This window comes from Oscillochloris sp. ZM17-4 (assembly GCF_019599295.1).
Lineage (GTDB): Bacteria > Chloroflexota > Chloroflexia > Chloroflexales > Chloroflexaceae > Oscillochloris.
On sequence record NZ_JAIEWN010000002.1, the window covers coordinates 301,820 to 325,526 of the forward strand.

Annotated in this window: 18 protein-coding genes, 1 pseudogene and 1 CRISPR repeat array; of the genes and pseudogenes, 10 read left to right on the forward strand and 9 right to left on the reverse strand. The window is 65.3% G+C overall.

Going from position 1 to position 23,707, the window contains the following annotated elements:
• Positions 1-428 (reverse strand): glucose-1-phosphate adenylyltransferase family protein (locus K2Z83_RS03185; RefSeq protein WP_220593726.1); only part of this gene is annotated, 428 nt, incomplete at its 3' end.
• A 350-nt stretch (positions 429-778) separates the two neighbouring features.
• Between K2Z83_RS03185 and K2Z83_RS03190 the strand changes: the two genes are divergently transcribed.
• From K2Z83_RS03190 to K2Z83_RS03230, 9 genes and pseudogenes are all read left to right on the forward strand, one after another.
• Positions 779-1,468, forward strand: coding sequence for a histidine phosphatase family protein (locus K2Z83_RS03190; RefSeq protein ID WP_220593727.1), 690 nt, complete (start codon positions 779-781; stop codon positions 1,466-1,468).
• On the forward strand, positions 1,465-2,688 hold the full coding sequence (gene argJ / locus K2Z83_RS03195) for a bifunctional glutamate N-acetyltransferase/amino-acid acetyltransferase ArgJ (protein WP_220593728.1): 1,224 nt from the start codon (positions 1,465-1,467) through the stop codon (positions 2,686-2,688). Before K2Z83_RS03190 ends, argJ begins: the two co-directional genes overlap by 4 nt.
• A gap of 107 nt (positions 2,689-2,795) precedes the next feature.
• Complete coding sequence (locus K2Z83_RS03200; RefSeq protein ID WP_220593729.1) at positions 2,796-3,548, forward strand: nucleotidyltransferase family protein; 753 nt, start codon at positions 2,796-2,798, stop codon at positions 3,546-3,548.
• 56 nt (positions 3,549-3,604) lie between these two features.
• Positions 3,605-4,984, forward strand: coding sequence for an argininosuccinate lyase (gene argH / locus K2Z83_RS03205; protein WP_220593730.1), 1,380 nt, complete (start codon positions 3,605-3,607; stop codon positions 4,982-4,984).
• Between the two features lie 76 nt (positions 4,985-5,060).
• Entirely contained in the window at positions 5,061-5,585 is a 525-nt protein-coding gene (locus tag K2Z83_RS03210; protein WP_220593731.1) for an N-acetyltransferase, read from the forward strand.
• Between the two features lie 83 nt (positions 5,586-5,668).
• On the forward strand, positions 5,669-6,040 hold the full coding sequence (locus K2Z83_RS03215) for a hypothetical protein (RefSeq protein WP_220593732.1): 372 nt from the start codon (positions 5,669-5,671) through the stop codon (positions 6,038-6,040).
• Between the two features lie 176 nt (positions 6,041-6,216).
• Positions 6,217-7,458, forward strand: a complete 1,242-nt coding sequence (locus tag K2Z83_RS29750; RefSeq protein ID WP_220593733.1) for an MFS transporter — start codon at positions 6,217-6,219, stop codon at positions 7,456-7,458.
• Between the two features lie 16 nt (positions 7,459-7,474).
• A complete protein-coding gene (locus tag K2Z83_RS03225; protein WP_220593734.1) occupies positions 7,475-7,630 on the forward strand; it encodes an Ldh family oxidoreductase in 156 nt (51 codons plus the stop codon).
• Between the two features lie 12 nt (positions 7,631-7,642).
• Positions 7,643-7,966, forward strand: a pseudogene (locus K2Z83_RS03230) (Ldh family oxidoreductase); the annotation flags it as partial.
• Positions 7,967-7,988: 22 nt separating this feature from the next.
• On the opposite strand, the gene pnuC reads toward K2Z83_RS03230, so the two are convergent.
• Together pnuC and K2Z83_RS03240 are read right to left on the reverse strand one after the other, a co-directional pair.
• Positions 7,989-8,651: a nicotinamide riboside transporter PnuC gene (gene pnuC / locus K2Z83_RS03235; RefSeq protein WP_220593736.1), complete on the reverse strand. Its 663-nt coding sequence runs from the start codon at positions 8,649-8,651 to the stop codon at positions 7,989-7,991.
• A 36-nt stretch (positions 8,652-8,687) separates the two neighbouring features.
• On the reverse strand, positions 8,688-9,707 hold the full coding sequence (locus K2Z83_RS03240; protein ID WP_370650035.1) for an AAA family ATPase: 1,020 nt from the start codon (positions 9,705-9,707) through the stop codon (positions 8,688-8,690).
• A gap of 79 nt (positions 9,708-9,786) precedes the next feature.
• A CRISPR array of direct repeats spans positions 9,787-10,639; the repeat unit is 38 nt; unit sequence AGTCTCCGTCCCCCGGAGGGGCGCTGGGTGCTGCTGAG.
• 958 nt (positions 10,640-11,597) lie between these two features.
• Between K2Z83_RS03240 and K2Z83_RS03245 the strand changes: the two genes are divergently transcribed.
• Positions 11,598-11,879: a hypothetical protein gene (locus K2Z83_RS03245; RefSeq protein WP_220593737.1), complete on the forward strand. Its 282-nt coding sequence runs from the start codon at positions 11,598-11,600 to the stop codon at positions 11,877-11,879.
• 1,150 nt (positions 11,880-13,029) lie between these two features.
• On the opposite strand, the gene K2Z83_RS03250 is transcribed toward K2Z83_RS03245, so the two are convergent.
• The 6 genes from K2Z83_RS03250 to K2Z83_RS03275 all read right to left on the reverse strand — a co-directional run bounded on the left by K2Z83_RS03250 (position 13,030) and on the right by K2Z83_RS03275 (position 23,404).
• Positions 13,030-13,803 carry a family 16 glycoside hydrolase gene (locus K2Z83_RS03250; RefSeq protein WP_220593738.1) on the reverse strand — a complete coding sequence of 258 codons (774 nt, stop codon included), beginning with the start codon at positions 13,801-13,803 and terminating at the stop codon, positions 13,030-13,032.
• Between the two features lie 268 nt (positions 13,804-14,071).
• The gene (locus K2Z83_RS03255; protein ID WP_220593739.1) at positions 14,072-16,216 is read right to left on the reverse strand and encodes a hypothetical protein; all 2,145 of its coding nucleotides are present in this window, start codon (positions 16,214-16,216) and stop codon (positions 14,072-14,074) included.
• A gap of 163 nt (positions 16,217-16,379) precedes the next feature.
• Positions 16,380-18,332 carry a hypothetical protein gene (locus K2Z83_RS03260; protein WP_220593740.1) on the reverse strand — a complete coding sequence of 651 codons (1,953 nt, stop codon included), beginning with the start codon at positions 18,330-18,332 and terminating at the stop codon, positions 16,380-16,382.
• 512 nt (positions 18,333-18,844) lie between these two features.
• The gene (locus K2Z83_RS03265; RefSeq protein ID WP_220593741.1) at positions 18,845-20,089 is read right to left on the reverse strand and encodes a glycosyltransferase family 4 protein; all 1,245 of its coding nucleotides are present in this window, start codon (positions 20,087-20,089) and stop codon (positions 18,845-18,847) included.
• Between the two features lie 121 nt (positions 20,090-20,210).
• Positions 20,211-22,553 (reverse strand): glycosyltransferase family 39 protein, encoded by a 2,343-nt coding sequence (locus tag K2Z83_RS03270; protein ID WP_220593742.1) that lies wholly within the window; start codon positions 22,551-22,553, stop codon positions 20,211-20,213.
• 14 nt (positions 22,554-22,567) lie between these two features.
• A complete protein-coding gene (locus K2Z83_RS03275) occupies positions 22,568-23,404 on the reverse strand; it encodes a class I SAM-dependent methyltransferase (RefSeq protein ID WP_220593743.1) in 837 nt (278 codons plus the stop codon).
• Positions 23,405-23,707: the final 303 nt, after the last annotated feature.

The window sequence follows — 23,707 nt, forward strand, 5'->3', positions numbered from 1 at the left end:
TGGTTGCGCATGTGGGTGGCGATGATGGTGTTGTAGTCCATCTTGTAGATGTGGTCGCCGGAGAGGATCAGCACCAGATCGGCGCGGCGCTCGCGGATATAGTTCAGGTTCTGGTAGATCGCGTCCGAGGTGCCGCGGTACCAGGACTCATCGTGGCGGCCCTGGTAGGGCTGAAGCAGGCGCACCCCGCCCCGCGCGCGGTCGAGATCCCAGGGCTTGCCGATCCCGATGTGGTCGTTCAGGGAGTGGGGGCGGTACTGGGTGAGCACGCCCACATCGAAGATCCCCGAGTTCACACAGTTTGAGAGCGGGAAGTCGATAATGCGGAACTTACCGGCGAAGGGCACCGACGGCTTGGCACGCTTCTCTGAGAGCACGCTCAGGCGGGACCCCTCGCCGCCGGCCAATATCATTGCGACGATGCGCATAGCGCTCCTCTGCCACTATTGAGGTTGAACCTTGGGCTGGCCCGATTGTACCCGCAAACGGGGGGATGCGCAAAGCCGTTGACGCGCCCTAGCGGCTATGGTATACTCCCGCACGTCAGCGAGCGATTCGACAAGAGGCAGACACCGTGCAGCAGAAGCAGCTCCGTCGTCAGCGTCGTCCTCAGCCAGCCATCGGCCCTGGCTAGTCGCGCTTGCCCACCGTGAGGTTTTCAAGCCAGCTTTGCCAGAGCGCAAGCTGGCTTCTTTTATGCAGTGAGAAAGGTAAAAGGTAAAAGGTAAAAGGTAAAAAGGCAGCTTTGCCTTTTACCTTTTACCTTTTACCTTCGACGATGACACACCTCTACCTGATCCGCCACGGCGAGGCGGTGGCCAACGTCCAGCCGATCGTCGCCGGGATGAAGGGCGACGTCGGGCTCACCGAGCGCGGCCGCTCCCAGGCCGAGCGCCTGCGCGAGCGGCTGGCCCGCACGGGCGAGATCGCTGCCGATGTGCTGATCGCCAGCACCCTGCCGCGGGCCCGCCAGACGGCCGAGATCATCCAGCCCGCCCTGGGCCTGCCGATCATCTTCGACGATGAGGTGCAGGAGCTGAACATCGGCGAGGCCGACGGCATGAGCAACGCCGACGCCTGGGCCAGGTACGGCCGGCCCGACTTCGACGCCGAGCCGCTGCGCCCGATCGCCCCCGGTGGCGAGAGCTGGGGCAGCTTCACCCTGCGCGTCGGACGGGCGCTCACCCGGATCACCCAGGAGCACGCCGGCAAGACGATCGTCGTCGTCTGCCACGGCGGGGTGATCGACAGCTCCTTCATCCACTTCTTCCAGATGCCGAGCATGGTGCTGCCCGCCACCGACTTCCACACCCGCAACACCAGCATCACGCACTGGGAGCGGGTGGATCGCCGCGGGGGCAAGCTCTGGCGGCTCAACGCCTACAACGATATCGAGCACCTCCACGGCATCGGCGCGACCGAGTCGGTGCGCTGGGAGGACACGGTAGCGAGGGAGTATCACCCATGACCATCACCTTCCTTGATGACGGCCACGCGGCGAGCCCGGCCGGGTGGGGTGCGGCGACGACGGCGTGCGGGATTAAGTATGCCGACCGGGACGACCTGGCGCTGCTGGTGAGCGAGCGTCCGTGTAGCGCGGCGGCGATCTTCACGACCAATAAGGTGAAGGCGGCCCCGGTGCGCTACGATATGGCGCTGATGGGGCGCAGCGTGTCCAGCCTGCGCGCCGTGGTGATCAACGCAGGGAACGCCAACGCATGCACTGGCCCCGATGGCGATGCGGCGACGGTGGCGATGGCTCGGGCCGTCGAGGCGGCCCTCGGGCTGCCGGTTGATACGACATTTGTTATGTCAACTGGAACCATCGGCGTGCCCATGCCGGTGGCGAAGATCCTGGGCGGGATCGCGGCGGCATCCGGAGGCCTGGCGGCAGCGAACGGCCCGGCGGCGGCGCGGGCGATCATGACCACCGACACCCGGCCCAAGCGCTGCGCCGCCCGCGTCGATCTGCCCTCGGGCCATACCATCACTATCGGCGGGATGACCAAGGGCGCCGGGATGATCCACCCGAACATGGCCACCCTGCTCGCCACTGTCACCAGCGACGCCGCCGTGAGCCCGGCCTGCCTGGACGCGGCCCTGCGCGCCGCCGCCGAGCTGAGCTTCAACAGCATCAGCATCGATGGCGACACCAGCACCAACGACACCCTGCTGGTGATGGCCAACGGCGCGGCCGACGCCCCGCCGATCGAGGATCTGGCCAGCCCCGATGGACAGGCCTTCCTGGCGGGCCTGACGGCGGTCTGCCAGCGCCTGGCCCAGGAGGTAGTGCGCGACGGCGAGGGGGCAACCCGCTTCGTGACGATCACGGTGCGCGGGGCCGCCAGCCAGTCCGACGCCAAGCAGGCCGCGATGACGATCGCCAAGAGCCCGCTGGTGAAGACGGCGCTCTACGGGGCCGACCCGAACTGGGGCCGGGTGCTCTGCGCCATGGGCTACTCGGGCGCTGAGATCGACCCCGATAAGGTGCGGCTCTCCTTCGGCGGCATGCCCGTGCTCGCCGGCGGCCTGCCGCTGCCCTTCGACGAGGGCGCCGCCAGCGACCTGCTCAATGTCCCCGAGGTGACGATCGACGCCGACCTCGGCCTCGGCGAGGGGCTCGCCACGGTCTGGACATGCGACTTTGGGCCGGAGTATATTACGATCAACGCGGAGTACCGCACCTAGGGATATGTGTCTTTGTAAGGGCGCAGCAGCCCCCGCTCATCTGGAGCGCGCCCGAGCTACAGGCGCTGCTGCGCCCCTACAGAAACGTGCCACGGTGATATCACACAATGGACCACCCGACACGCGTCCAGCTCGCCCGCGACATCGCCGCCCGCCTCGCCGCGGCCTACGGCGAGCGGATCGTTGTGGGCGGGGTGTACGGCTCGACGGCCCGCGGCGATGATACGGAGTGGTCGGACCTGGATCTGCTCGTTGTCACCCAGGGCGCGGGCGGGCCGGCCGGGCGCAGCTTCCTCTTCCAGGGCATCGCCGTGGGGGTGAGCGTGCTCGACCGGGCCGAGCTGGAGCGCACGCTCACCAGCCCCGGCCCGCGCTGGCCCTTCTGGATGGGCGTGCTAGACGTGCTCCAGCCGTTGGTGGGCGACCGGGCGCAGGTGCGGCGCTGGGTCGAGCTAGGGCAGACGCCTGAAGAGCAGATATTCCACGCGGCACTGGAGGCCGAGCTGCCCGGGCTGGTCTTCGAGTCCTACGGGCGCATCCGCTCCTGCGCGGCCAGGGGCAACCTCCACGACGCGCCGATCGCGGCCTTCGAGGTGCTCGCCGAGATGCAGACGGCGCTCTGCCTGCTCAACCGGCGCTGGGTCACCCGCGACTACTACGGCGGGCTGGAGCAGGCATTCGGCTTCCCGCTGCTGCCCGACGGCTACGCGCGGCTGGCCCCGCAGCTCTGGGCGGCCCGCGAGCTGCCCGAGATCGTGACGACGGCCGGCGCCCTGGTGGCCGGCTACTGGCGCCTGCTCGCCACATGCGGGCTCAACGTGCCGAACTACCAGCGGGCCGAGGATATTCCTTTGGGTTGAGCGTGCGCGGCTTCGCCGCGCACGCTCAACCCAAATAATCTGTGAGGTGCAGGGGTATGGATCACAAACTCTGGGGCGGGCGCTTCAGCGCGCCGACGGCCGAGGACATGGCGCTCTACAACGACTCGTTTCGCTACGACGTGCGGCTGGCCGAGTGCGACATCGTCGGCAGCATCGCCTGGGCCGGCGCCCTTGAGGAGGCCGGCCTGATCAGCGCCGACGAGCGCGACCAGCTCGTGCAGGGGCTGGGGCTGGTGCGGATGGAGTTCGCCGACGGGCGCTTTGTGGCCATGTCGAGCGACGAGGACGTACACACCGCCGTCGAACGCCGCCTGGGCGAGCTGGTCGGCGAGGTGGCCCTCAAGCTGCACACCGGCCGCTCACGCAACGACCAGGTGGCCACCGACATGCGCCTCTTCGCGATCGGCGCGGCCCGCCTGGTCGGCGACCGGCTCCAGGGCCTGCAGCTGGCCCTGCTCGGACAGGCCGAGCGCCACACCGCCACGGTGATGCCGGGCTACACCCACCTCCAGCGCGCCCAGCCGATCACCTTCGGCCACTGGTGCCTGGCCTACGTGGAGATGCTTGAGCGCGACCGGCACCGCGTCGAGGATGCGATCACCCGCGCGCGCACCCTGCCGCTCGGCGCGGGCGCCCTGGCCGGCAACTCGCTGGGCGTCGAGCGCGAGCGGCTGACCGAGCTGCTCGACGAGTTCGACGCGGTGGCCGGCAACTCGCTCGACGCCGTCTCCGACCGCGACTTTGTGGCCGAGCTGCTCTTCGCCTTCGCCCTGACCGGCATCCACCTCAGCCGGCTGGCCGAGGACATGGTGCTCTACAGCAGCGCCGAGTTCGGCTTTATCGAGCTTGCGGACGAGTACAGCACGGGCTCAAGCATCATGCCGCAGAAGAAGAACCCTGATAGCATGGAGCTGCTGCGCGGCAAGAGCGGCCGCCTGATCGGCAACCTGGTGGGGCTGCTGACCACCCTCAAGGGGCTGCCCATGACCTACAACAAGGACATGCAGGAGGACAAGGAGCCCTTCTTCGACAGCCTCGACACGCTCGACCTGGGGCTACGGGTGGCGGCGGCGGCGGTGGACACCATGGAGGCGAGCCCCGAGCGCATGCGCGCCGCCCTCGACGACGCCATGCTCGCCACCGACCTGGCCGACGAGCTGGTGCGGCTGGGGGTGCCCTTCCGCGAGGCCCACGGCAAGGTGGGCCGACTGGTGCGGCGGGGCATCGAGCTGCGCCTGCCCCTGCGCGAGCTGCCCCTGGCCGAGTTCCAGGCCGTGCAGCCCGAGTTCGACGAGGGCGTCTACGCGATCTTCGACTTCGCCCGCAGCGTGGCCCGCAAGGATAGCCTGGGCGGCACCGCGCCCCTGCGCGTCAGCGAGCAGTGCGCCCGCTGGCGGGATCTGCTTGAGAGCTGACCAGTACCGTCGCGTAAGGGCGCAGCAGCGCGGCGCTGCTGCGCCCCAACAGGAGGATCGCCGAAAGGCCATGTTCATGCCACAGTCTACACTGCTCTACAGCCCGCCCGTCTCGCTGCCCCGGCTCCACGCGCACCTCGGCGCCGAGGTGGTCGTGCGCCGCGCCCGCGTGGGCGACGTGCCCCGGCTCTACGAGATCATCAACTACTACGCGGTGCGCGGCGATATGCTGCCCAAGACGATGGACCAGCTCTACAACCGCGTGCGCTCGATCAATGTAGCGTCGGCCGACGGCGAGGTGGTGGGCTGCGCGGGCCTGCATATCACCTGGGCCGACCTGTCCGAGGTGGTGAGCGTGGCCGTCCACCCGGACTTCCAGGGCACCGGGCTGGGCCGGCGGCTGGTCGAGCCGCTCTTCGACGAGGCCCGCCAGCTCGGCATCCCGACGCTCTTCACGCTCACGCTCCAGATGGGATTCTTCAGCCGGCTGGGCTTCCGCGAGGTGCCGAAGCTGCACCTGCCGCACAAGATCTGGCAGGACTGCAAGACCTGCTTCAAGCAGGATCGCTGCGACGAGATCGCGATGGTGCGCGAGGTCTAGCCGGCCACGCGCCGGCCGGTGCTATACGTTGCAGTGCGCCGCCGCGCATGGCGTCGGCGCACGCGCTGCAAAGGAGTGTCGCTATGCCAAATACCACGATCGCCTTCGGTTTTGCGCTGATCATTCAGGGGCTCGCGGGCTATTTCGCGTCGGGGCGGGCAAGCAAGACGGCGCTGATCCCGACGATCCCCGGCGGCCTGCTCGCGCTGCTCGGAGCCCTCGCCCACCGGGCCGGCGCGCGCCGCCTGGCGATGCACCTCGCCCTGGCCATCGGCATGCTCGGCAGCGTCAGCGCCTTCATGGGCCGCCGGCGCGGGGCCGCCCCCAACCCGCGGGCCAGCGCCGCCCGCGCCACGATGGCCGCCACCTGCGCCACCTACGTCGCCCTCAGCGCGCGCGCCTATGTCGCCGGGCGCTGCGCCGAGGCCAGACACGAGCAGGAGACGGCGGCGTGAGGCCTGGGGCCGTAGCAGCGCGTGTCCTATGTGCCTGCTTGGCACAAAACCTCCGTTGGTGTGGGGAGAGGTGCCAGCTACGCTGGCACCTCTCCCCACACCAGCAGATTCGCGGGGCCTGCGGCCCCCGACCCTCCGCGTTACATTATCAATAGTCGCTTACATGCGAGGCCCATGTGCGCAGCCTACTCGGCGGGATCGAACGGTGGCTTTTCGGCGGCTTCCCTGAGTTCATCCGTGTCAACCTGCGCATCGAGGCGGCGGCCTCGCTCGCCTTCGGCGTGTTCTACGCCGGGGCGATCAGCTTCCTCCCCGTGGTGCTGCGCCGCCTCGGGGCGTCATCCGATCTGCTGGCGCTCTATGTCGCCCAGACCTACCTCGGCTCGGTGCTGGCCTCCTTCAGCGTGATGCTCATGCGCGGGCGCAGCCCGAAGGCCTTCGGCGCGACCTTCTGGCTGATCGGGCGCAGCCTCTTCCTACTGGCGGCCTTCATCACCCAGGCCGGCTGGCTGCTGGTGCTGACCGGCGTCTTCTGGCTGTTCGAGGCCTTCCCCGGCCCGGCCTACACCCGGATCATGCAGGTGATCTACCCCAACCCCTACCGCGGCCGGGCGCTCGGCACCGTGCGGGTGGTGATGGTCTCCGCGATGCTCGTGGCGACCCCGCTGGCCGGCTGGGCGCTCGACCAGTTCGGCCACCGGCTCATCCTGCCTATCGCCGGGCTCCTGGGCGTCACCTCCACGCTGCTCTTCTCGCGGCTCCGCGTGGGCGATCTGGTCTACAACCCGCCCGCTGGGCAGAGTCTCGGCGGCATCTGGGGCATCCTGGCCCGCGATAGGCGCTTCGCCCTGTATATGGCCGGCTTCTCGATCTACGGCCTCGGCTTCCTGATCGGCATGCCGCTCTTTGCGATCGTCCAGGTCGACCGGCTGCAGCTCTCGTACACGACGATCGGCTACCTGAGCCTGCTCCAGTCGCTGTTCTGGCTGCTGGGGAATATCTTCTGGGGCCGGCTGATCGACCGGCGCGGCGGGGCGTGGGTGCTGCGGGCGAACGTCGCCATCGCGGTGATCATGCCGCTGAGCTATATCTGGGCGGCCAACGCCTGGATGCTTGTGCCGGCCTTCATCGCCCAGGGGATCATCTCCGCCGGGATCGACCTGGGGATCATCAGCACGGGGATCGAGCTGGCCGACCCGGAGCAGGTGGCGGAGTACTCGGCGCTTCAGGCGACGATCATCGGCGTCCGCGGGATCCTCGGGCCATTCATCGGGGCGGCCCTGGTGGGAGCCGGTCTGAGCAACCGGCTGGTCTTCGCCCTGGGCGCGGGCCTGATCGCCGTCGCCTGGGTTGTCCTCGGGCTGGTCGTGGCCCAGGCGCGGCCCGCCGCAGAGTCTCCCGCGTCACCCGCGCCCTGATCAGAGAGGATTACCTATGCCCATCGTCTCCGCGCCGCGCCTGCGGCGGATCGCCGAGGGTGTGATCGCCGCCATTGGGACTGACCCCGACATTGCCCAGATCGTCGCCGGCTCGCTGGTCGAGGCCAACCTCGTCGGCCACGACTCGCACGGGGTGCTGTGGCTGCCCTGATACGCCCGCCAGGCCCGCGAGGGCCAGGTGCGCCCGGGCGAGCGCCCGGCGCTGCTCGGCACGTCCGGCGCGGCCGCCCGCGTCGATGGCCGGCTCGGCTGGGGCGCGCCGGCCGCCCAGCTCGCCGCCGAGACGGCTATCGGCATCGCCCGCGCCCTGGGCGCCGGCGCGGCAACCATCATCAACGGTAACCATATCGGGCGGGTCGGCGCCTACGTCGAGACGATCGCCCTGGCCGGGATGGTCGGCATCGCCCTCTGCAACGCCAGCCAGGCGGTGGCGCCCTTCGGCGGCTACGGCCGCCTAATGGGCACTAATTGCGCCATTACAGCGTGACGGACTTCGGTAACCCTGGCCGCTAGACGGCGACCTCGACCGCTGGGCGGCGCGCGGCGCGCTGCCAGCTGACCAGCCCGTTGATGGCCATCACCAGGAACGCCACGTACAGCAGCGAGATAAAGCGCACCCCCTGCGCATAGTACAGGCCGATGCCGATCACATCGACGATGATCCAGTAGACCCAGCTCTCCAGTCGCTTCTGGGCCATCAGCCACATGGCGCTCAAGCTCATCACCGTCGTCAGGGCATCGAGGTAGGGGAACGCCGCCGGCGCGGGGAACAGCCCCGGCAGCAGCACATCGATGCGGCTCATCAGCGCGCCCAGCCCGACCGAGAGCGCCAGGGTGAGCAGCAGCACCAGCCCGAGCGTACGCGCCGTACTGAGGTAGGGCACAAATGCCTGATCCTTGCGGCGGCCCTCGCGCGTCCAGAGCCACCAGCCATAGGCGCTGGCGATCAGGTAGTAGACCTGCTCCAGCGTGTCGGAGTAGAGCCGGATCTGGTAGAACAGGGCCAGAAAGAGCAGCACGCCGATGATCCCCACCGGCCAGTTGAGGATGTGCTGGCGGGCCACCAGCCAGACCGACCAGAGGTTGAAGATCGTGCCCACCAGCTCGATGTAGCTCAGCGGGTAGCCGAGGACGGTGACGGCGATCAGGTTGACATCGAAGAGGTTGCCCATCTGCGTTGCTCCGTAGCTCATCAGGACGGCGGCGATCTACCCGGTTGCGAGCGTCTCAAACAGGTTGGCGTAGGTGCGGTGCCGGGCCAGGAGCGCGCCTACCTGGCGCACCCGCGCCTCCAGGTCGCCGCTGACCAGCAGGAAGGGCAGCTTGCGCGTGCGCAGGTCGGCCAAAATCTGCTTCTGGAAGACCTGGCGGTCGGCGTCGCCCGAGCGGTCCCAGGTGTCGGCGTAGGGGATGTCGCTATCGCAGACGATCACGAGGTCGTAGCGGCTCTGGGCCTGGGTCGCCAGCTCGGCCAGCCGAGGGGCCACGGCGCGGTGGTAGGCCAGCGAGAACATCGCCGTGGTGATCGCGTTGGTGTCGGTGAAGAGGTAGCGGTTCGCCTGGGCCAGCAGCGCCTCCTCGCGCGCCAGGTGGCCATCGGCGAGATCCGCGAGCTGGCCCAGAGTCAGGCGGCGATCCACCTGGTGCTGCTCCCAGTACTCGCGGCCATACTCAGGCATCCACACCGTGGCGTAGACCTCGGCCAGCCGGGCGGCCAGGGTGGTCTTGCCGGTCGAGGGCGCGCCCAGCAGGACGACATTGGTCACCAGGTCGCGGTAGACGCGCGGGTGGACGGAGGCGCGCCAGGCGTACGGGTCGGCGCGCACCTGCGTGCCGGAGACCGGGACCGCCGCGCGGGCCGGGTCAACCCGCCGGTCGACAGCGCCGAGGGCCCGGCTCATATGCGCGCCGTAGAACTCGCTGGAGTAGAAGTGCGTGACCCGGCCGATCCGCAGGCGCGCGATCACATACTGCTCGTGCATCCGCCGGATATCGGGCGTGTCGCCGATCTCAAGCGGGCCGTCCCACGCCTCGACGACCCTGGCCTGCGGGTAGAGGTCACGCAGCCACGCCGCGCGCACCGAGAGCGGGATCGGCGTGGTCTCCGGGCAGTCGTAGATGATGATCACCAGCTCGTCCACCTCGGCGAGGGCGGTGTCGATGAGCAGCTGGTGCCCGCGGTGGAGCGGGGCGAACTTGCCGAGGGTGAGCCCGCGGGTTGGCGGCATCATGCCGAGACCCCCTCTCTCAATGATACGAGACACATCAGTCCCCCATGTAGCATAGCATCGTTTGCCGCGCCGAACTGGCCTCCGTCCCCCGGAGGGGCGCTGGGTGCTGCTGAGGGGTCATCAGGAATTCTTCGTCCACGCCTTTGTTGGGGTCTCCGTCCCCCGGAGGGGCGCTGGGTGCTGCTGAGGGACCAAAACCAGTCAGCGTGCAGCTTGGCTGCAAAGTCTCCGTCCCCCGGAGGGGCGCTGGGTGCTGCTGAGCGGCAACTACTTCGGACCTAAGGGTACTCTTCTCAAGGGTCTCCGTCCCCCGGAGGGGCGCTGGGTAAGGCTGAGGAGGCCAAGGCGCTGGTCGTCGCACTCGAGGCCCCAGGTCTCCGTCCCCCGGAGGGGCGCTGGGTAAGGCTGAGACCTTGGGCAGCAAGAGGCCAAGTTAATCGTGCCGGAGTCTCCGTCCCCCGGAGGGGCGCTGGGTGAGGCTGAGCCCCGCCGTGGCCCGGCCATGCGCCGAGGGTTAGGGGTCTCCGTCCCCCGGAGGGGCGCTGGGTGCTGCCGAAGGGTATACGGCGCAGTGGTATGTAAATTATGCCGTGATGTCTCCGTCCCCCGGAGGGGCGCTAGCTGCTGCTAAGTAGCTCTACACGGCGCTGCTGCTGTTCGATGAGATCCAGTCTCCGTCCCCCGGAGGGGCGCTGGGTGCTGCTGAGCGACTAGCTTCCAAGACTAGTCCGGCCCTCTAAAGTAGTCTCCGTCCCCCGGAGGGGCGCTGGGTGCTGCTGAGATGTGAACGACGGGAGCGAGTACGAAACGATCCTCGAGTCTCCGTCCCCCGGAGGGGCGCTGGGTGCTGCTGAGGCTTCCCGCTCCGCAGCCTGAGCGCAAACGCCGTCGAGTCTCCGTCCCCCGGAGGGGCGCTGGGTGCTCGTCGAGGAAGCGAACATAGACGTGGAACGTTCTTGTTCCGCCTTGTGGCAGAAGGGTGGTCGCCCCAGGCAGGCGTGTCGCCAGGCTCCAGTTCTTCACCACCGGGCTCGTCCCAGCCTGGTCAACCTTCACCGGCGACCACAGCAGGGCCGTGTCAGTAAGCGGGTTGGTGGAGCTCAAGCTATTGGCCACCCAGACGCCCCAGTAGCCGCCGGGATAGGCATCAGTAACCTGAACGTTGCTAAACTCCAGGTCGGTCAGGATGGTCGCGAGCGGGTCAGACGGGATGATATCCAGCGTCACACTAAGCGGGTTCGTTAGCACCGGCTTGGTTATGTCATAGGTGATGACATTGGTGTAGGTGATGGCGTTGGTGAGGTTATCAGACAGGCGGACGGTCAGCGGCGCGGGTCCCTCGGTGATATTGCTGATATTGGGCAAGGGCAGAATATTCATAAAGCGATTATTCGCGATACCATAGGGGGAGCCGAGCGTGGAGGCCGATGCTCCATACCGGAAGTCCGAGAGGCCGCCACAGTCTGAATCGCCGTTGATCTCCAGATAGAAGAGCGGCACCCGGGTGTAGTTCGGATCCCCGTCACTTGCCCCACTGTCAGTGAGGAGATCGGCCGGCGCAGCGGCCGGCGACGCAGTCAGGAGCGTCGATTTACTCGCAATATTTGGGTTCACGGCCCGTATGGAGCTAGAGACATCATTGTCAACAATGATCGTGGCCGACTTCGCCTCCGACTCTTCGATCGTGCCGTTCTGAACCTGAGTGTAGAGTATCTCTGGCTTACAGTCCTGGGTGTTGACCGTATCGGAAAGCGGGATACTGATCGGGTTCGTGAAGGTCACCCACCCCCCCGGCGAGTCGCTGTCCGAGTTTGTGGGTGCAGCGCCCCAGCGCCAACGGACTTGCGTGGGCGAGCCGGCAACATCAGTAAAGCTCACTGAGACGCTTTGCGTATTGCCAACGAGCCGGTCGCTGGTGCCCTTTACGACGGGCGCATCAATCTCGATGTTTGGCGTCGCGCTGATCGAACCACTGCCCTGGGCCGACAGCAGCACATACTCGGTGCTTGCGGATCCGGTGAAGCTATCCAGCGCTATATGGATCAAGGTTTCGCCATTGATACTAGCGGCCACGCGAGTATCAAAGGTACTGACACCGCCCTGACCAAGATGGATGGGACCATCAAAGACACCCGACGCCGTCTTGTAGGCAACATAGAGATCGCGTGATCCGCTGGCGTCCGAGGCCCAGGCGAAGGCAAGATTACCAGCCTCATCGGAGGCGATGGCTGCAGTCCCAAGCACCGCCATGTTGGAAAGAAGTCTGGTTGTCCACGCCCCGCTTGATGTGCGAGTCGAGTAATAATAGCCGCTACCGACCTGCTGAAAGGCGACATACACGATGCCAGTCGGGTCGATAGTCACGGTCGGATTGACCTCGAAGGGAGATGAAGATCTCCCTCCGGTTGTTATCGACTCGATAGTAAAGCCGGAACCGTTCCATATACCACTATGGATGTCGCCATCAGAATCACCAAAGGCAATCGCAATTTTACCATCAGGCCCAGCGCTCAATGACGGAGCGCCATAGCTTGTGATATTGGAGACCGGAGTGGGGGACGACCAACTCGCACCATTGTTGGTCGAATAGCTATAGCGGAAGAGGCTATTCTCCGACCAAGCAAGCACGATTGTGCCGGTCGGGTTCGCGTCTGTCGAATTCGCGACCACAGCAAGGTAGGCGCTTGTCCCAACCGAGACAGTCGACTTCGCATTGCTCAATGAGCCATCGAGCGCCCGCTGGCGCATCATGATCGGGCCGCCGCTGCCACTGCTCAGCCAAGCGTAGGTTATAACGCCATTCGGCGCAACCGAGAGCGCTGTGGTCGTTAGCCGTGGGTCGCCGACCGCATCACCAAGCCGAATCGCGTCGGAGAACTCTGTTGCGGTGTCGGCCTTTACCCACATGCGCGATTCAAGCTTATCAGCACTTCCCGAGATCGTCGAGATCCCCTTTCCCGCACCAACATTGGCAAGTTTGATACCGATCGCAGATGGTAGAATCTGGCGGGACAGGGCGCGCAGATTTACCGCTGATTGCGCGACCGTATTGAGCGGGAGAATTCCAGCCAGCGCGATCATTGCACTGAACACCCCGATGAAAAACGCACGAAATATCATACTGATTCCTTCACTGATACAGGCAGTGCGTATCAATTTGTCGCCAGGGACAATGACACGCGGGGTTAGTTTATAGCTTGCGATAGAGCAACATCAGAGCATGGTGGGATCATTGCGTAGAAGCCTTCCTTGGGCCAGGACGTGACATTGACTCAGATGCCGCTCCGCAATCATCCCAGCCCACGCTCGCCTGCGATAGCTACAGCCCGGTGACGACAACGTCGCTGAAGCGAAGCTTGCCCATGGCGCGGGTGAAGAGGCCAGCCTGCCCGCTCGACAGGGCATCATCCGTGGCCTCAAGCAACGGCTTGCCATTTACAAACGCCTGGATGCTCGTCCCGTCGACCTTCAGCGCGATATCATACCAAGCATGGAAATCATAGCTAGGGCCGTCGAGGGTCGCCAGAGCAGTCGCCTTACCATCGATCACCTTCTCAAGAACCATCCTTGGCGTCTCGTTATAAAACTGGGCGAGTATCCGTAAGCGGTAGAAGCTATCGCCCTGGCGTCGGGCCACGAGGCCCACATTGCCGTTGCCCTGATCATAGAATCGCGCGCTGACCGTGTAGTTTGTCCATGTGGGGCTGCCAATGAAGGCCATCGCCTCATTGGTGCTGCTTGGGCTCCCCACCATCGCAGTGTTATCCTGGAGCAGTGTGCCATCCACCACGCGCCACACCGATTTGTCCTCAGGCAGAATGGCCCCAACATCGACAAACTCCCAGAGCTTCAGCGAGTCATCGTTCTGAAACTCAGGCGCGGCAAGGATGGTGCTCGAAAGAATGGGCATTGGAGTCGGGCTCGGCGGAATTGTCGGCGTTGGTGGGAAGGTTAGGGTCGGCAGTATCGGTGACTCGCCCTGAGCCTGACCGCGGCTACTCATCCAAAAGTTAAGCGCCAGACTAACGATCACAACAACGAGGGCACCTGCAATACCGGCGATGAGGTTGTTCCTACGCTGACGACGTTTCATGATATGGCTCCTTCGTTGTATCTGGGCATAGAGCAATCCTTCGCATATTCCGAAGTACTTCGCATCAGGCTACGGGCGCTTCACATCACGAAGCAGTAGATGGACAGGTGCCTTCGTCACTCTGATAGGATGGTGATAGCTTGTATTTGGTGGAATCGCAGGTTGCGATGGTAACTCCTCATTTACACTGAAACCATAGATCTACGCACCCGATTTGTCAACAAGAGTTTGTGAGAATACTCTCAGACTAGGGGTGCTGATCAAACCTTCATGAGCGGCGCTTCCACATCACAAGATCCCTGCCGTAGCGTGTCTTGATCGTGATCAGATAATAGTTTGCCCGCAACTCGGTCTGGTCGGTAAAGTAACCCTGCCACAGATCGGGGATGTAGGTTGGGCGACGTTCGTTTATGACATATGCCGGGTCGCTCTTCTCGTGGCCCGCAGCCCCGGCGCCCATGTTCGGCATCACGACTCGCGCAATATGATGATCGGTGAGGCCAAGCATATCAATGGTCGTGTGCTGCCCATAGTAGGCGATGGCACCCGCCCCGATCACCGCAATGCTCTCATCAGGCCCAGCGTGATCTGCCATCCACCAGCCAATCTCGCGATAAAGCCAGACGCTCTCGTCCATACCCTTGATGATATAGTCGATCGAGCGGGTCCGCTCAAGCGCGTACAGGCTGTAGACGCTCAGTAACACGGCCACCAACACCGGCGTTACCAGCCGCAAGGTTGGGCGCGCCATCGCTGTGCGGACGATCTGCGCCAGACCGTCGGCAAACAGTATGGCGACGAGTGACACGAGCGGAACAAAGAAGCGCTCGCCGCGGAAGACGTCGCCGCCAACCGCGATGATATAGACAGTGTAGACGCCGAGCAGCAGCAGGATGTAGCCGCGCCAGCTGCGAAGGGCCCCGCGCCAGTCGGGGATCAGCCCAGCAAGACACAGCAACAAGAGTGGCCCGCCCATCGTCTGTGCGAAGCCCCAGCTATAGGCCAACCCGCGAGGGAGGGCCCGCAGTCCACCCCCAACTTTGGCGTAAAAGGTGTTCGGTAGCAGATCGCCATAGTAGGTGTAGCGCCAGATGAAGAACGGGACGATCAGCAGCATATACGGACCAATGAGCGCACCAAGCCCGCCCTTGTGGCGTATAGTCCGGGCAATTGCGCCGGGCCGGAGATCTACCCCAGCCAGGTCGTAGGCGGTATAGTGGAACGCTGTGATCATCAGGAGCAGCGCGCCCTCGGGGCGCGTCAGGGTGGCTAAGGCCAGCAGCACCCCAGTGATCGCAAGCGCAAGGTTCACCTGCCCCCGCCCGCGCAGCGCACCCAGGTAGACGGCAACAGTGGTGAGCAGCAGCAGCGCGTAGAGGGCGGTCTCAAGCCCACCGCCACGCGCGCTGTGCAGCAGCAGGCTCTGGCTTGTCGCGACTAGCAGCGCGGCGACGAGCGCCCATGATGACCCGAGCAGGCGTGCTGCCAGCCAGTAGGTGAGCAACAGGAGCCCCAGCGCAAAGCCGACGCCCGAGAGGTACGTCCAGTAGACCGGATCACCGCCCAGTCGCAACACCAACGCGGCGAGCATTGTATAGAGAAAGTTGGTGTAGCCCTCGACCCGCTCGCCGGGGTTGTAGACTAAGCCGTTCCCGGCAACAAGGTTCTGGGCGTAGCGGAACGAGATAAAGACATCATCCGAGAGCCATGTTGACCAGATCATGCCGCTGAAGCTGATCAGCGTGCCGAGCAGCGCGAGGGAAAGGCGAGCGTAGCTCTGGCGAGCGATCAGCATGGCCACCGCTGCGGCCCCGAGGCTCGCTGCGGCCAGCGTGGCATAGGACAGCGGCCCTGGGCCAGCGAAGGCGTAGAGTGAGAGGAGGGCTGCCCCGAGGGGCACGCAGATCAGCAGCGCATCACGGATGCGCGCCCCTCTCCAGCGCGCCAGACCCCAGATCAGCCCGAACGCCACAGGGAGCAGCGCCTGAGCCGGCCAGTTGGTATGCGGCAGCCCACGAAGCTCGATGTCACTCAGCACCACACCGAGCGGACGGTTGTCCCCATTCAGGGTGCGCGGTTGTGTCTGCAGTTCCAGGCGCACGTTTGCGTCACCTGGCGGTGCGGGCGGGAGCAGCAACCGATAAACGCGAAATACATCTGTGGGTGTCACACTGGCGACGGGCCGTTCATTGCCTAGGAAGATCAGTGGATTGGGCTTCCCCATACCGGCCTGAGCCCGCACTGTCGCAACGTAGCGTGGTGCCAAATGGTAGCCAAAGGGCATCTGGACGAAGGCGTAGTCACTTGACCAGCGGTAGGGGAACTGGGAATTGTATTCCAACTCATAAAAACCGAATAGATCACCGAACGGATCAAATTTTTCATCGATTTGCGGCTGAGTCAGATCCAGCATATATGGTGCCAGGGCACGATGCACCACACGCACCCCCAGCACCCACGCGGCCAGGAGGAGCCCTATGATGAGCACCTCGCCAAGCCATATGGGGATGCTACTGAGTGTTCGGGTCGCGCGGTTGGTACGCGCGAGAGCGCGTGATAGTGATCGCATATACCCGCTATAGTCCTTTTCCTAGCTCGGTGAATCGAAAGCTCAGCGCGAAGACCCGCACACTGATCGGCATATTGCTGCGCTGCCCATCAGGCGTTGCAGGGGCGCTCAGATGCACCCTGTGCTCCCCTGGCTCAAGCAAAAAGCTCAGATGTTGCATCTGCGGCCCATCGGTAGGAATGTTGATCTGGGCAAGGATGTTCGTATCCAGGCGCAGGTCGAGGGGCCGGTCTTGCTGGTAGCTCGCGGCAAGGAACTCAATCGTCGCGCGTACTGGATAGTCTTGCGGGTTAAAGAGCTGCAGCTCAGCCTGCTCGCCCATCCAGCGCCAGCGATAGGGCGGCGCCTGCTCAAGATCTTGCCAGCCCGCGCCCAGGTATCCGATCGGGCCAACCGGCCACGTCTGCGGCACCTCGTAGACCTCTAGCTGCGTGTCGGCGAAGATCGGTTGGCCAAGCTGAAGCAGCTCGGCGTGGTGGCGAACCCTAGCGAAATAGCTGTCTTTATCGCTCGTCAGATCGAAGGTTATGTAGCGGATCGCGTAGGCCGCCAGGCCGCGCTGCCCAGACTCAGGCCAGCCGGGGCTAACCACATCGTCTAGCGGCGGCAGCTGGCCCTCAAGCTCGCGCACACCGGGGGTATAGCGAGCAAATGTGTACGTCGGGGGGCGGGCGACGTAGCCGCCAAGGATTGGCCAGTGGTGGACCATCTGCGTGGTCAGATTCTCGCTGCGGTTGATGTTCAGGTAGAGTGGCAGCGGCATCACGGCGCCGCTGGGGCGACCCGGCGCAGCGGCGGGTGGCGGCGGCATGGTGGCGTAGAACGGATCAACAGTGCGGCTCACCAACTGCATCGGCCCGGCATAGGTATCGAAGGCCAAGATAAGCCCGAGCGCTCCAGCGGTGATCGCCAGCCGGAGCGAGCGCGTCGGCAGGCGCTGGATCAGCCAAGCGAAGCCGTATGCCGCAAGGATGGCCAGCATCAGGCTGGCGATCACCGCCAGATGGCTCGGGCGCTGGGCCGACCTAATGCCGGGCAGGTTTTGGATCAGCGCGAAGGGGAGCGGCAAGCCCGTGTTGTGGCCAAACATCCGCAGCGTCGGCCCCATCGCCAGGAGCATAGTCAGCAGGAGCAGAGCGAGCCAGCGCCGGGCGTGGCCCCAGGCCGCGAGCACGCCGACGAGCCCGAAGGCTAGGCCAACCCACCCCAGGGAGACATTCCAGATGATCGCCTGTGGATAGAGTTGCTCGCGGGCTGCGCGCAGAGCCTCGCCCCAGAGCGGGTGTAGCGGGTTAGGTAAAAAGAAGTCCATGAGATCAGCCGAGCGATCAGCCTGAATGCTGCGCATATCCCACAGCGCATCAGGCTGTGCGGTCAGGCCGATAATGCGCGGCGCGAGCACCAGCCCCCACCAGATCAGCGGCGTGACGCCCCACACGGCGGAGATCCAGCGCTTGGCGTCTGGCCAGCGCCAGCGTTGCTGCTGCCCCCCTGGCGCATCAACGCTACCGGGGACCAGCAGCCAGACCAGCGAGGCGCATGCGGTTGTCAGCACACAAAACAGCCCATAGTACCAACTGCCCAGGCTAACCCAGAGCAGCAGGGCGCCGGAGAGCAGAGAGCGCTGCCAGGACGGGCGTTCGAGCAGCATATAGAGCGCGAAGCAGTAGCATGGGAGCCACTGGATCGCCGTGACCTCAAGCCCGCCGTCAACCATCTTCTGCATGTGATAGGGCGAGAAGGCGAAGATCATGCCCGCCACGAGGGCCGCCTGGGTGTGGCCGGTAACACGACGTGCAAAGAGGAAGGTGACGTAGCCGCCGAACACAAAGCTCGTGAGTACCGTCCAGTTAAAGCCAGCCAGCGGCCCCAGGAGCAGTGTTATGGGCAGTGCGGCGACACCCTGCGAAAACTGGAGCGTCTGCCAGAAGAGATCGATCCCGTATGGGTAGTAAAGCAATGCAGTGGTGAAGGGTAACTGGCCCTGACGAAGCGAGTCAGCAACCCACCACAGGTTCCAGGCGCACTGGTAGGCATCAACCCCCCCAACAGCACCGATCATGGCACTGGTGAAGGATGGCGCGAGTGGCCAACTGACGACAATAGCCAGCAGCGTATAGAGAGTCAGCACACCGCCATGGAAGGCGATAGGATGCCAACGCCGCTCCACCGCTAGAGTCAATTTGCCTGTAAGAGGTGGGGGCTGGTGCTCAGGAAGGTCTCTGCCGCGCCGCTCCTCCATCATACATCGTCTCCTGAAGCCAAGCATACCCTCCGTCAGGCAAAGCATCATCCCACTCAGAGTTTAGCGATCAACGACATGGTTGACGCGACGCTGGCACCATCTTGGTCAGTGTCTAGCCGCGCGCAGCGCCCCGGCGACGCGGCTTCAGCCGCCCGCCATGGCCACCGGTGCAAGAAGATCCGTGACACCCCGCAGTGTGCTGATTCCAGACTACCCGCACCAGCGAGCTACGCATACGCAGAGCCGAGAACCGACCTATAGAGCCGCAGCAGGTCGTCTGCGATCTGGGCCGAGCTAAAAGCCGGTGCCATAGCTACAGCGCGGCGGCTGTAGCCCTCCCATGTGTCTCGATCCGACAGAAGCGTCATCAGAGCTTCGGCAATCGACGCACCAGAGCATGGCTCCACCAGGAGCCCCGCCCGCTGCTCGGCCACATAGGCGCTGGCCCCAGTCGTACGTGTCACCACCGGAGGCGTGCCGACGGCGGCGGCCTCGATCACTACGCGGCTAAATGACTCGGCCACCGATGGCACCACGGCTGCATCGGCGGCGGCGAGGTAGGCTATCGCCTCATCATGGGAGATGCCGCCCACGAGCAGCACATCGTCGGCGACGCCAAGCTCGGCGGCGCGACGCCCCATATAGGCTCCATAGTCTCCGAAGCGTGGCGTGCTTCGACTCGGGCCGACAATCAGCACCTGCGGACGCATGCCGCGCGCGCGCAGATGCGGCAGTGCATCTACCAGGTATGCGATGCCTTTAAAGGGGTGGAGCCGGTTCAGGCTGACGACAATCGGGCGGGCAGGGTCGAGCCGATGACGGGCAACGAGCATCGCCCGGCTCTGGCGGCGCAGATCCACAAGGGAGACGCCGGTCGGAGGGAAGCTGTCGGCGGTGATGTTGTAGGGGATCGCGACAACTTTCTGCGGGTCTGCCCCCCGCGCCACAGCCAGGTCGCGGATCTGTGGCGAGTCAGCGCGAAGCACCATTGCCTTGCGAAAGATCGCTGGGAGGACGGCGCGCACCGCACGGAATCGGGCGTAGCCATAGTCATAGGCAGGCTCGGCCATAATATCGGCGCCGGGGAGTGTGATCGCCAGTGGCGGTGAGCTGTGGCGGGGGGCAAGGGCGGCGACGAGGCCTAGCGGGAAGGCTGTCTCGATATGGACGAGGTCATAGCGAGCGCCGCGAATAAAGCGTCGGTAGTGGGCGATAGCACCGGCGAGGTAAGGGTAGGGGAGGAGGGTCGCAAGCATCCGATTAGAAAGCTTCACTATGGGGTGATCGCTCACCGGGAGCTGATGGATGGTGATGCCATCCTCGACGCTCGTGGTAAGGCGATCAATCCCTGCCGCGAGGCTGATCACATCGGCGGTGACGCCTTGGGCGCGCCACGCAGTGATTACCTCCGTGTGGATTCGATTCCCCATCGCAGCGCTATCGTAACGCGGGATAAAGTAGAGCACTCGCATGGTCGGTGATGCCGCGGTCGTGGCGGCGTTCTCTCTAGCACGAAGCTGATATAGAGATTCTACTCTCTAGAACGCGTAGAACTGCCAAAAGGTTGCATTAGGGTTTGATGAGCGTGCGCGATCACGGCAAGCGCTGCCACATCTCTAGCTCGCGGCCTGATCGGGTGGTGATCGTGATCAGGGTGTAGGAGTCGCGCAGGCCCGCCGCGCCGCCGAAGTAGTCATCCCAGATCCGTGGGATGTAGGTGGGGCGACGATCATGCAGGACATAGGCTGGGTCGCGCTTCTCATGGCCGGCGGTGCCCTCGCCCATCGTGCTGACCGTGATGCGGGCGATATGTTTCTCGGTGAGTCCGAGGAGATCGATCACGGGGTGCTGGCTGTAGTAGGCGACGGCCCCCGCTCCAAGTGCAGCCAGGCTGGCGTCGGGCGAGGTGTTGTCGGCCATCCACCAGCCGATATCGCGCCAGATCCAGACGCTCTCATCCACACCGCTGATCGTCGTATCTATCAATGCACTGCGAGCGAGGGCGGCGGTTCCGCCAGCGGCCAGCAGCAGAGCCAGGGTGATGGTCGCCACCCGACCGGGTCGGGCGGGTATGAGCGCGGCCAAGCCATCGGCCATAAGCAGGGCCAGCCAGGGCAGCACTGGCACAAAGAAGCGCTCGCCCCGGAAGTGGTCGCCGCCCACAGCAACAATATAGGCAGTGTAGACAAGGGCCAGGGGCAGCAGATACCCACGCCAAGAGGCCAGTGTCACGCGCCAGCCGCGCACCCATGGCACACAGATAAGCAGGAGCAGCGGGCCGCCTAGTGTGAGGGAGAACTCCCCAGCGTACGACAACCCGCGCAGCACCTGACGCAGACCGCCGCCCGTCTTCGCATAAAACGTGTTCGGCAGCAGGTCGCCATAGTAGCCCAGCCGCCAGAGATAGTAGGGCAGGAAGATCAGCAGGAAGGCTGAGGCCAACCACTGTAGATTATGAAGTGTGGATCGCAGATAGACGCGCCACGAGACAGGCCTCCCGCGACCCCATTCTGCAAGTATCAATCGGCTATCTGCCAGCAGCGTTATCCCGAAGACCATGACACCCTCGGGCCTCGTCATTGCGGCGAGGGCGAGAATGCCACCGGCGGTGGCAAGCATTGCCGGGCGTCTATCGGCGAAGAGGTAGCAGGCGCTGCCAGCCAGGGCCAGCAGGGTAAAGAGACCAGTCTCAAGCCCGGCGCCGCGGGCGGTGTAGAGCAGCAAGCTCTGGCTGGTGCCGACCACCAGAGCTGCCACGAACCCCCATGCTGGGCCACGCAGGCGGGCGGCGATGGCATAGGTCATCAGCAGAATCGCAAGCCCAAGGGCCACCCCGCCCACATAGCTCCAGATCACAAGGTCGCCGCCGAGGGCCAGCACCCCGGCAGCGATAATCGTCCAGAGGAAGTTGGTGTAGCCCTCGACCCGCTCGCCAATGTTATAGACCAGGCCGTTCCCAGCGACAAGGTTCTGGGCATAGCGGAAGGAGATGAATGCGTCGTCAGAGATCCAGCTCGGCCAGATCACGCCGCTGAAGCTGACGCTCAGGGCCAGGGCGATCATGCCGAGGCGGGGGAGATAATGCTCACCCTTTCGGCCCCCCTCCCTTGCGGGGGGATGATCGCCCCCCCCCTGAGCGGAGGCGCGTTGGGGGTGAGCGGGCATCACCCCGATCACCAGCGCCGCTACCAGAAACATGGCCGCGATGGTAGCGAAGGGCAGGGGCGCCGGGCGGTAGAGTGCGGCGGCGACGGCCAGGCCGAGCCCGGACAGCGCAACAGCGGCGATGATCTGGGCCGTGGTGGCCCCGTGAAGGCGCAGAGTGACCCAGAGCGCCAGCAGCCCGCCGGCGACCACCGCCGCGCCAGGCCAGTCGGCGGCGGGCATCGGGCGCAGCCGCAGGTCGCTGAGCACCACGCCGAGGGCGCGCGGGTTGCCGGGTGCCACAAAAGTCTTCGTGCGCAGGTTCAGGCGCAGCTCGCCGTCGGCGGCGGGGGGGGTCAGCATGCGGTAGGTGCGAAAGCGGGGCTCGGGGGTCGTCGTCGCCAGCGTGCGGCCATCGGACAGGAAGGAGAGCGGCTGCGGGCCGGCAGTGTTCTCGGCGCGCAGGCGCACCGTCAGCAGATAGACCGGCGCGGCGCTGGCGGCCCCGCGCAGCTGCACCACCGCCGAGCCGCTCGTCCAGCGGTAGGGCTGGCCGTCAGGCCCGCGCTCCAGCGCATAGATGCCGTCGGCGAAGGCCGGACCGGCCAGACGCTCGGCAGCGATGTCGAGGTCGATCATGGGGGTGCGGGCGCGGGCGACCGTGACCAGGCCGACGCAGAGGAGCAGGAGCGTCAGGAGGGCGAGCGAGGCGAGGGGGGTAGAGCGGGCAGCGCGGCCAGCCCCGACACTCTGGGGCTCACGCGCCTGCTTTAGGGTGCGCCCACGACGCATATCGCGGCTCATGGTCACGGCTTCCGCAGCGTAAACATGACGTAGAGCGGGTCGCTGTGATCAAGGCGCTCTTCTATCGGGTGGACAAGCAGCGCCAGCAGCAGATCCTTGAGCACATAGCGACGCCAGTACTTCGTCAGCTTCGTCTCGTGGTAGCGACCGTTCAGCCAGGAGCGGCCGAACCCGCGCCACTCGCCGATGCGGGCGTTCGCCGGGCGAACATAGACCCGATCAATATCGGCGTCGGTATAGAAGCGGAAGAAGGAGCCGGCCTTCCCCTCTTGGACGAAGGCGTTGCGCTGCACCTGGATGAACTTCCGGATCCCCTGAAAGAAGCCGGTGCGCTCGGTGCTCGTGTAGGGGATCGTGATAGCGGCGAGGCCACCGCCGGCGAGGACGCGGCCGATCTCGCGGCCCACAGACTCATCGTCGGGGATGTGCTCAAGCGACGAGACGGCGGCCAGCCGATCGACGCTCTCGCTGCGGATAGGCATGTCGGTGGCGCTCGCCACCAGCGGGAAGAAGCGCCCGTCGCCGGGGCGAGCCGTCGCGCGGCGCTTCTGGAGCTGCCAGCGCACCCGGTCGGCGTCGAGCTCCAGCACAATCACGTCGACGCCCTCCTTCGCCAGCATATGCGGGTAGGAGGATGTCCCCGAGCCAATGTCGAGCACGAGGTCGCCCCGGCGCAGGCCGAGCGCCTTCGTAGACCAGGGGTACTCAATGATCCGCCAGAGGCTGAAGTCGTTCACCGTCTCACGGAGGATCGCCCAGCCGTTGAGCGCGATCTCATAGGCCACGCAGCGCATGGCGCTCAGCTGCACCGGGGCGCCTGCCCGGGGTGCATCAGCCATCTTCTCTATCGTCGCAGGTGCCATATCTCTATCTTCTTCCTGTACCACTGGGCGTTCTCTCTGCATGCGAGGCGCACGGCAGACGCCGGCCCAGCCCCTCCAAACGCACCAGAATAAAGGTGCTCGGCGCTGCCGGGCAAAGCGCCTAAGTATAGCATATACGCGCCGGGAGGCAGCGCCCAGTAGGCGCCGCCGGGTGTGACGGAACGTCTTGCATGCGGGGGGGCGGCTGAAGCCGCGCCGGGAGGGCCTGCGGCCGCCCGCCCGCCGTCGCGGGCGGTTCCGGCGTCGGCCTGCGCCGAC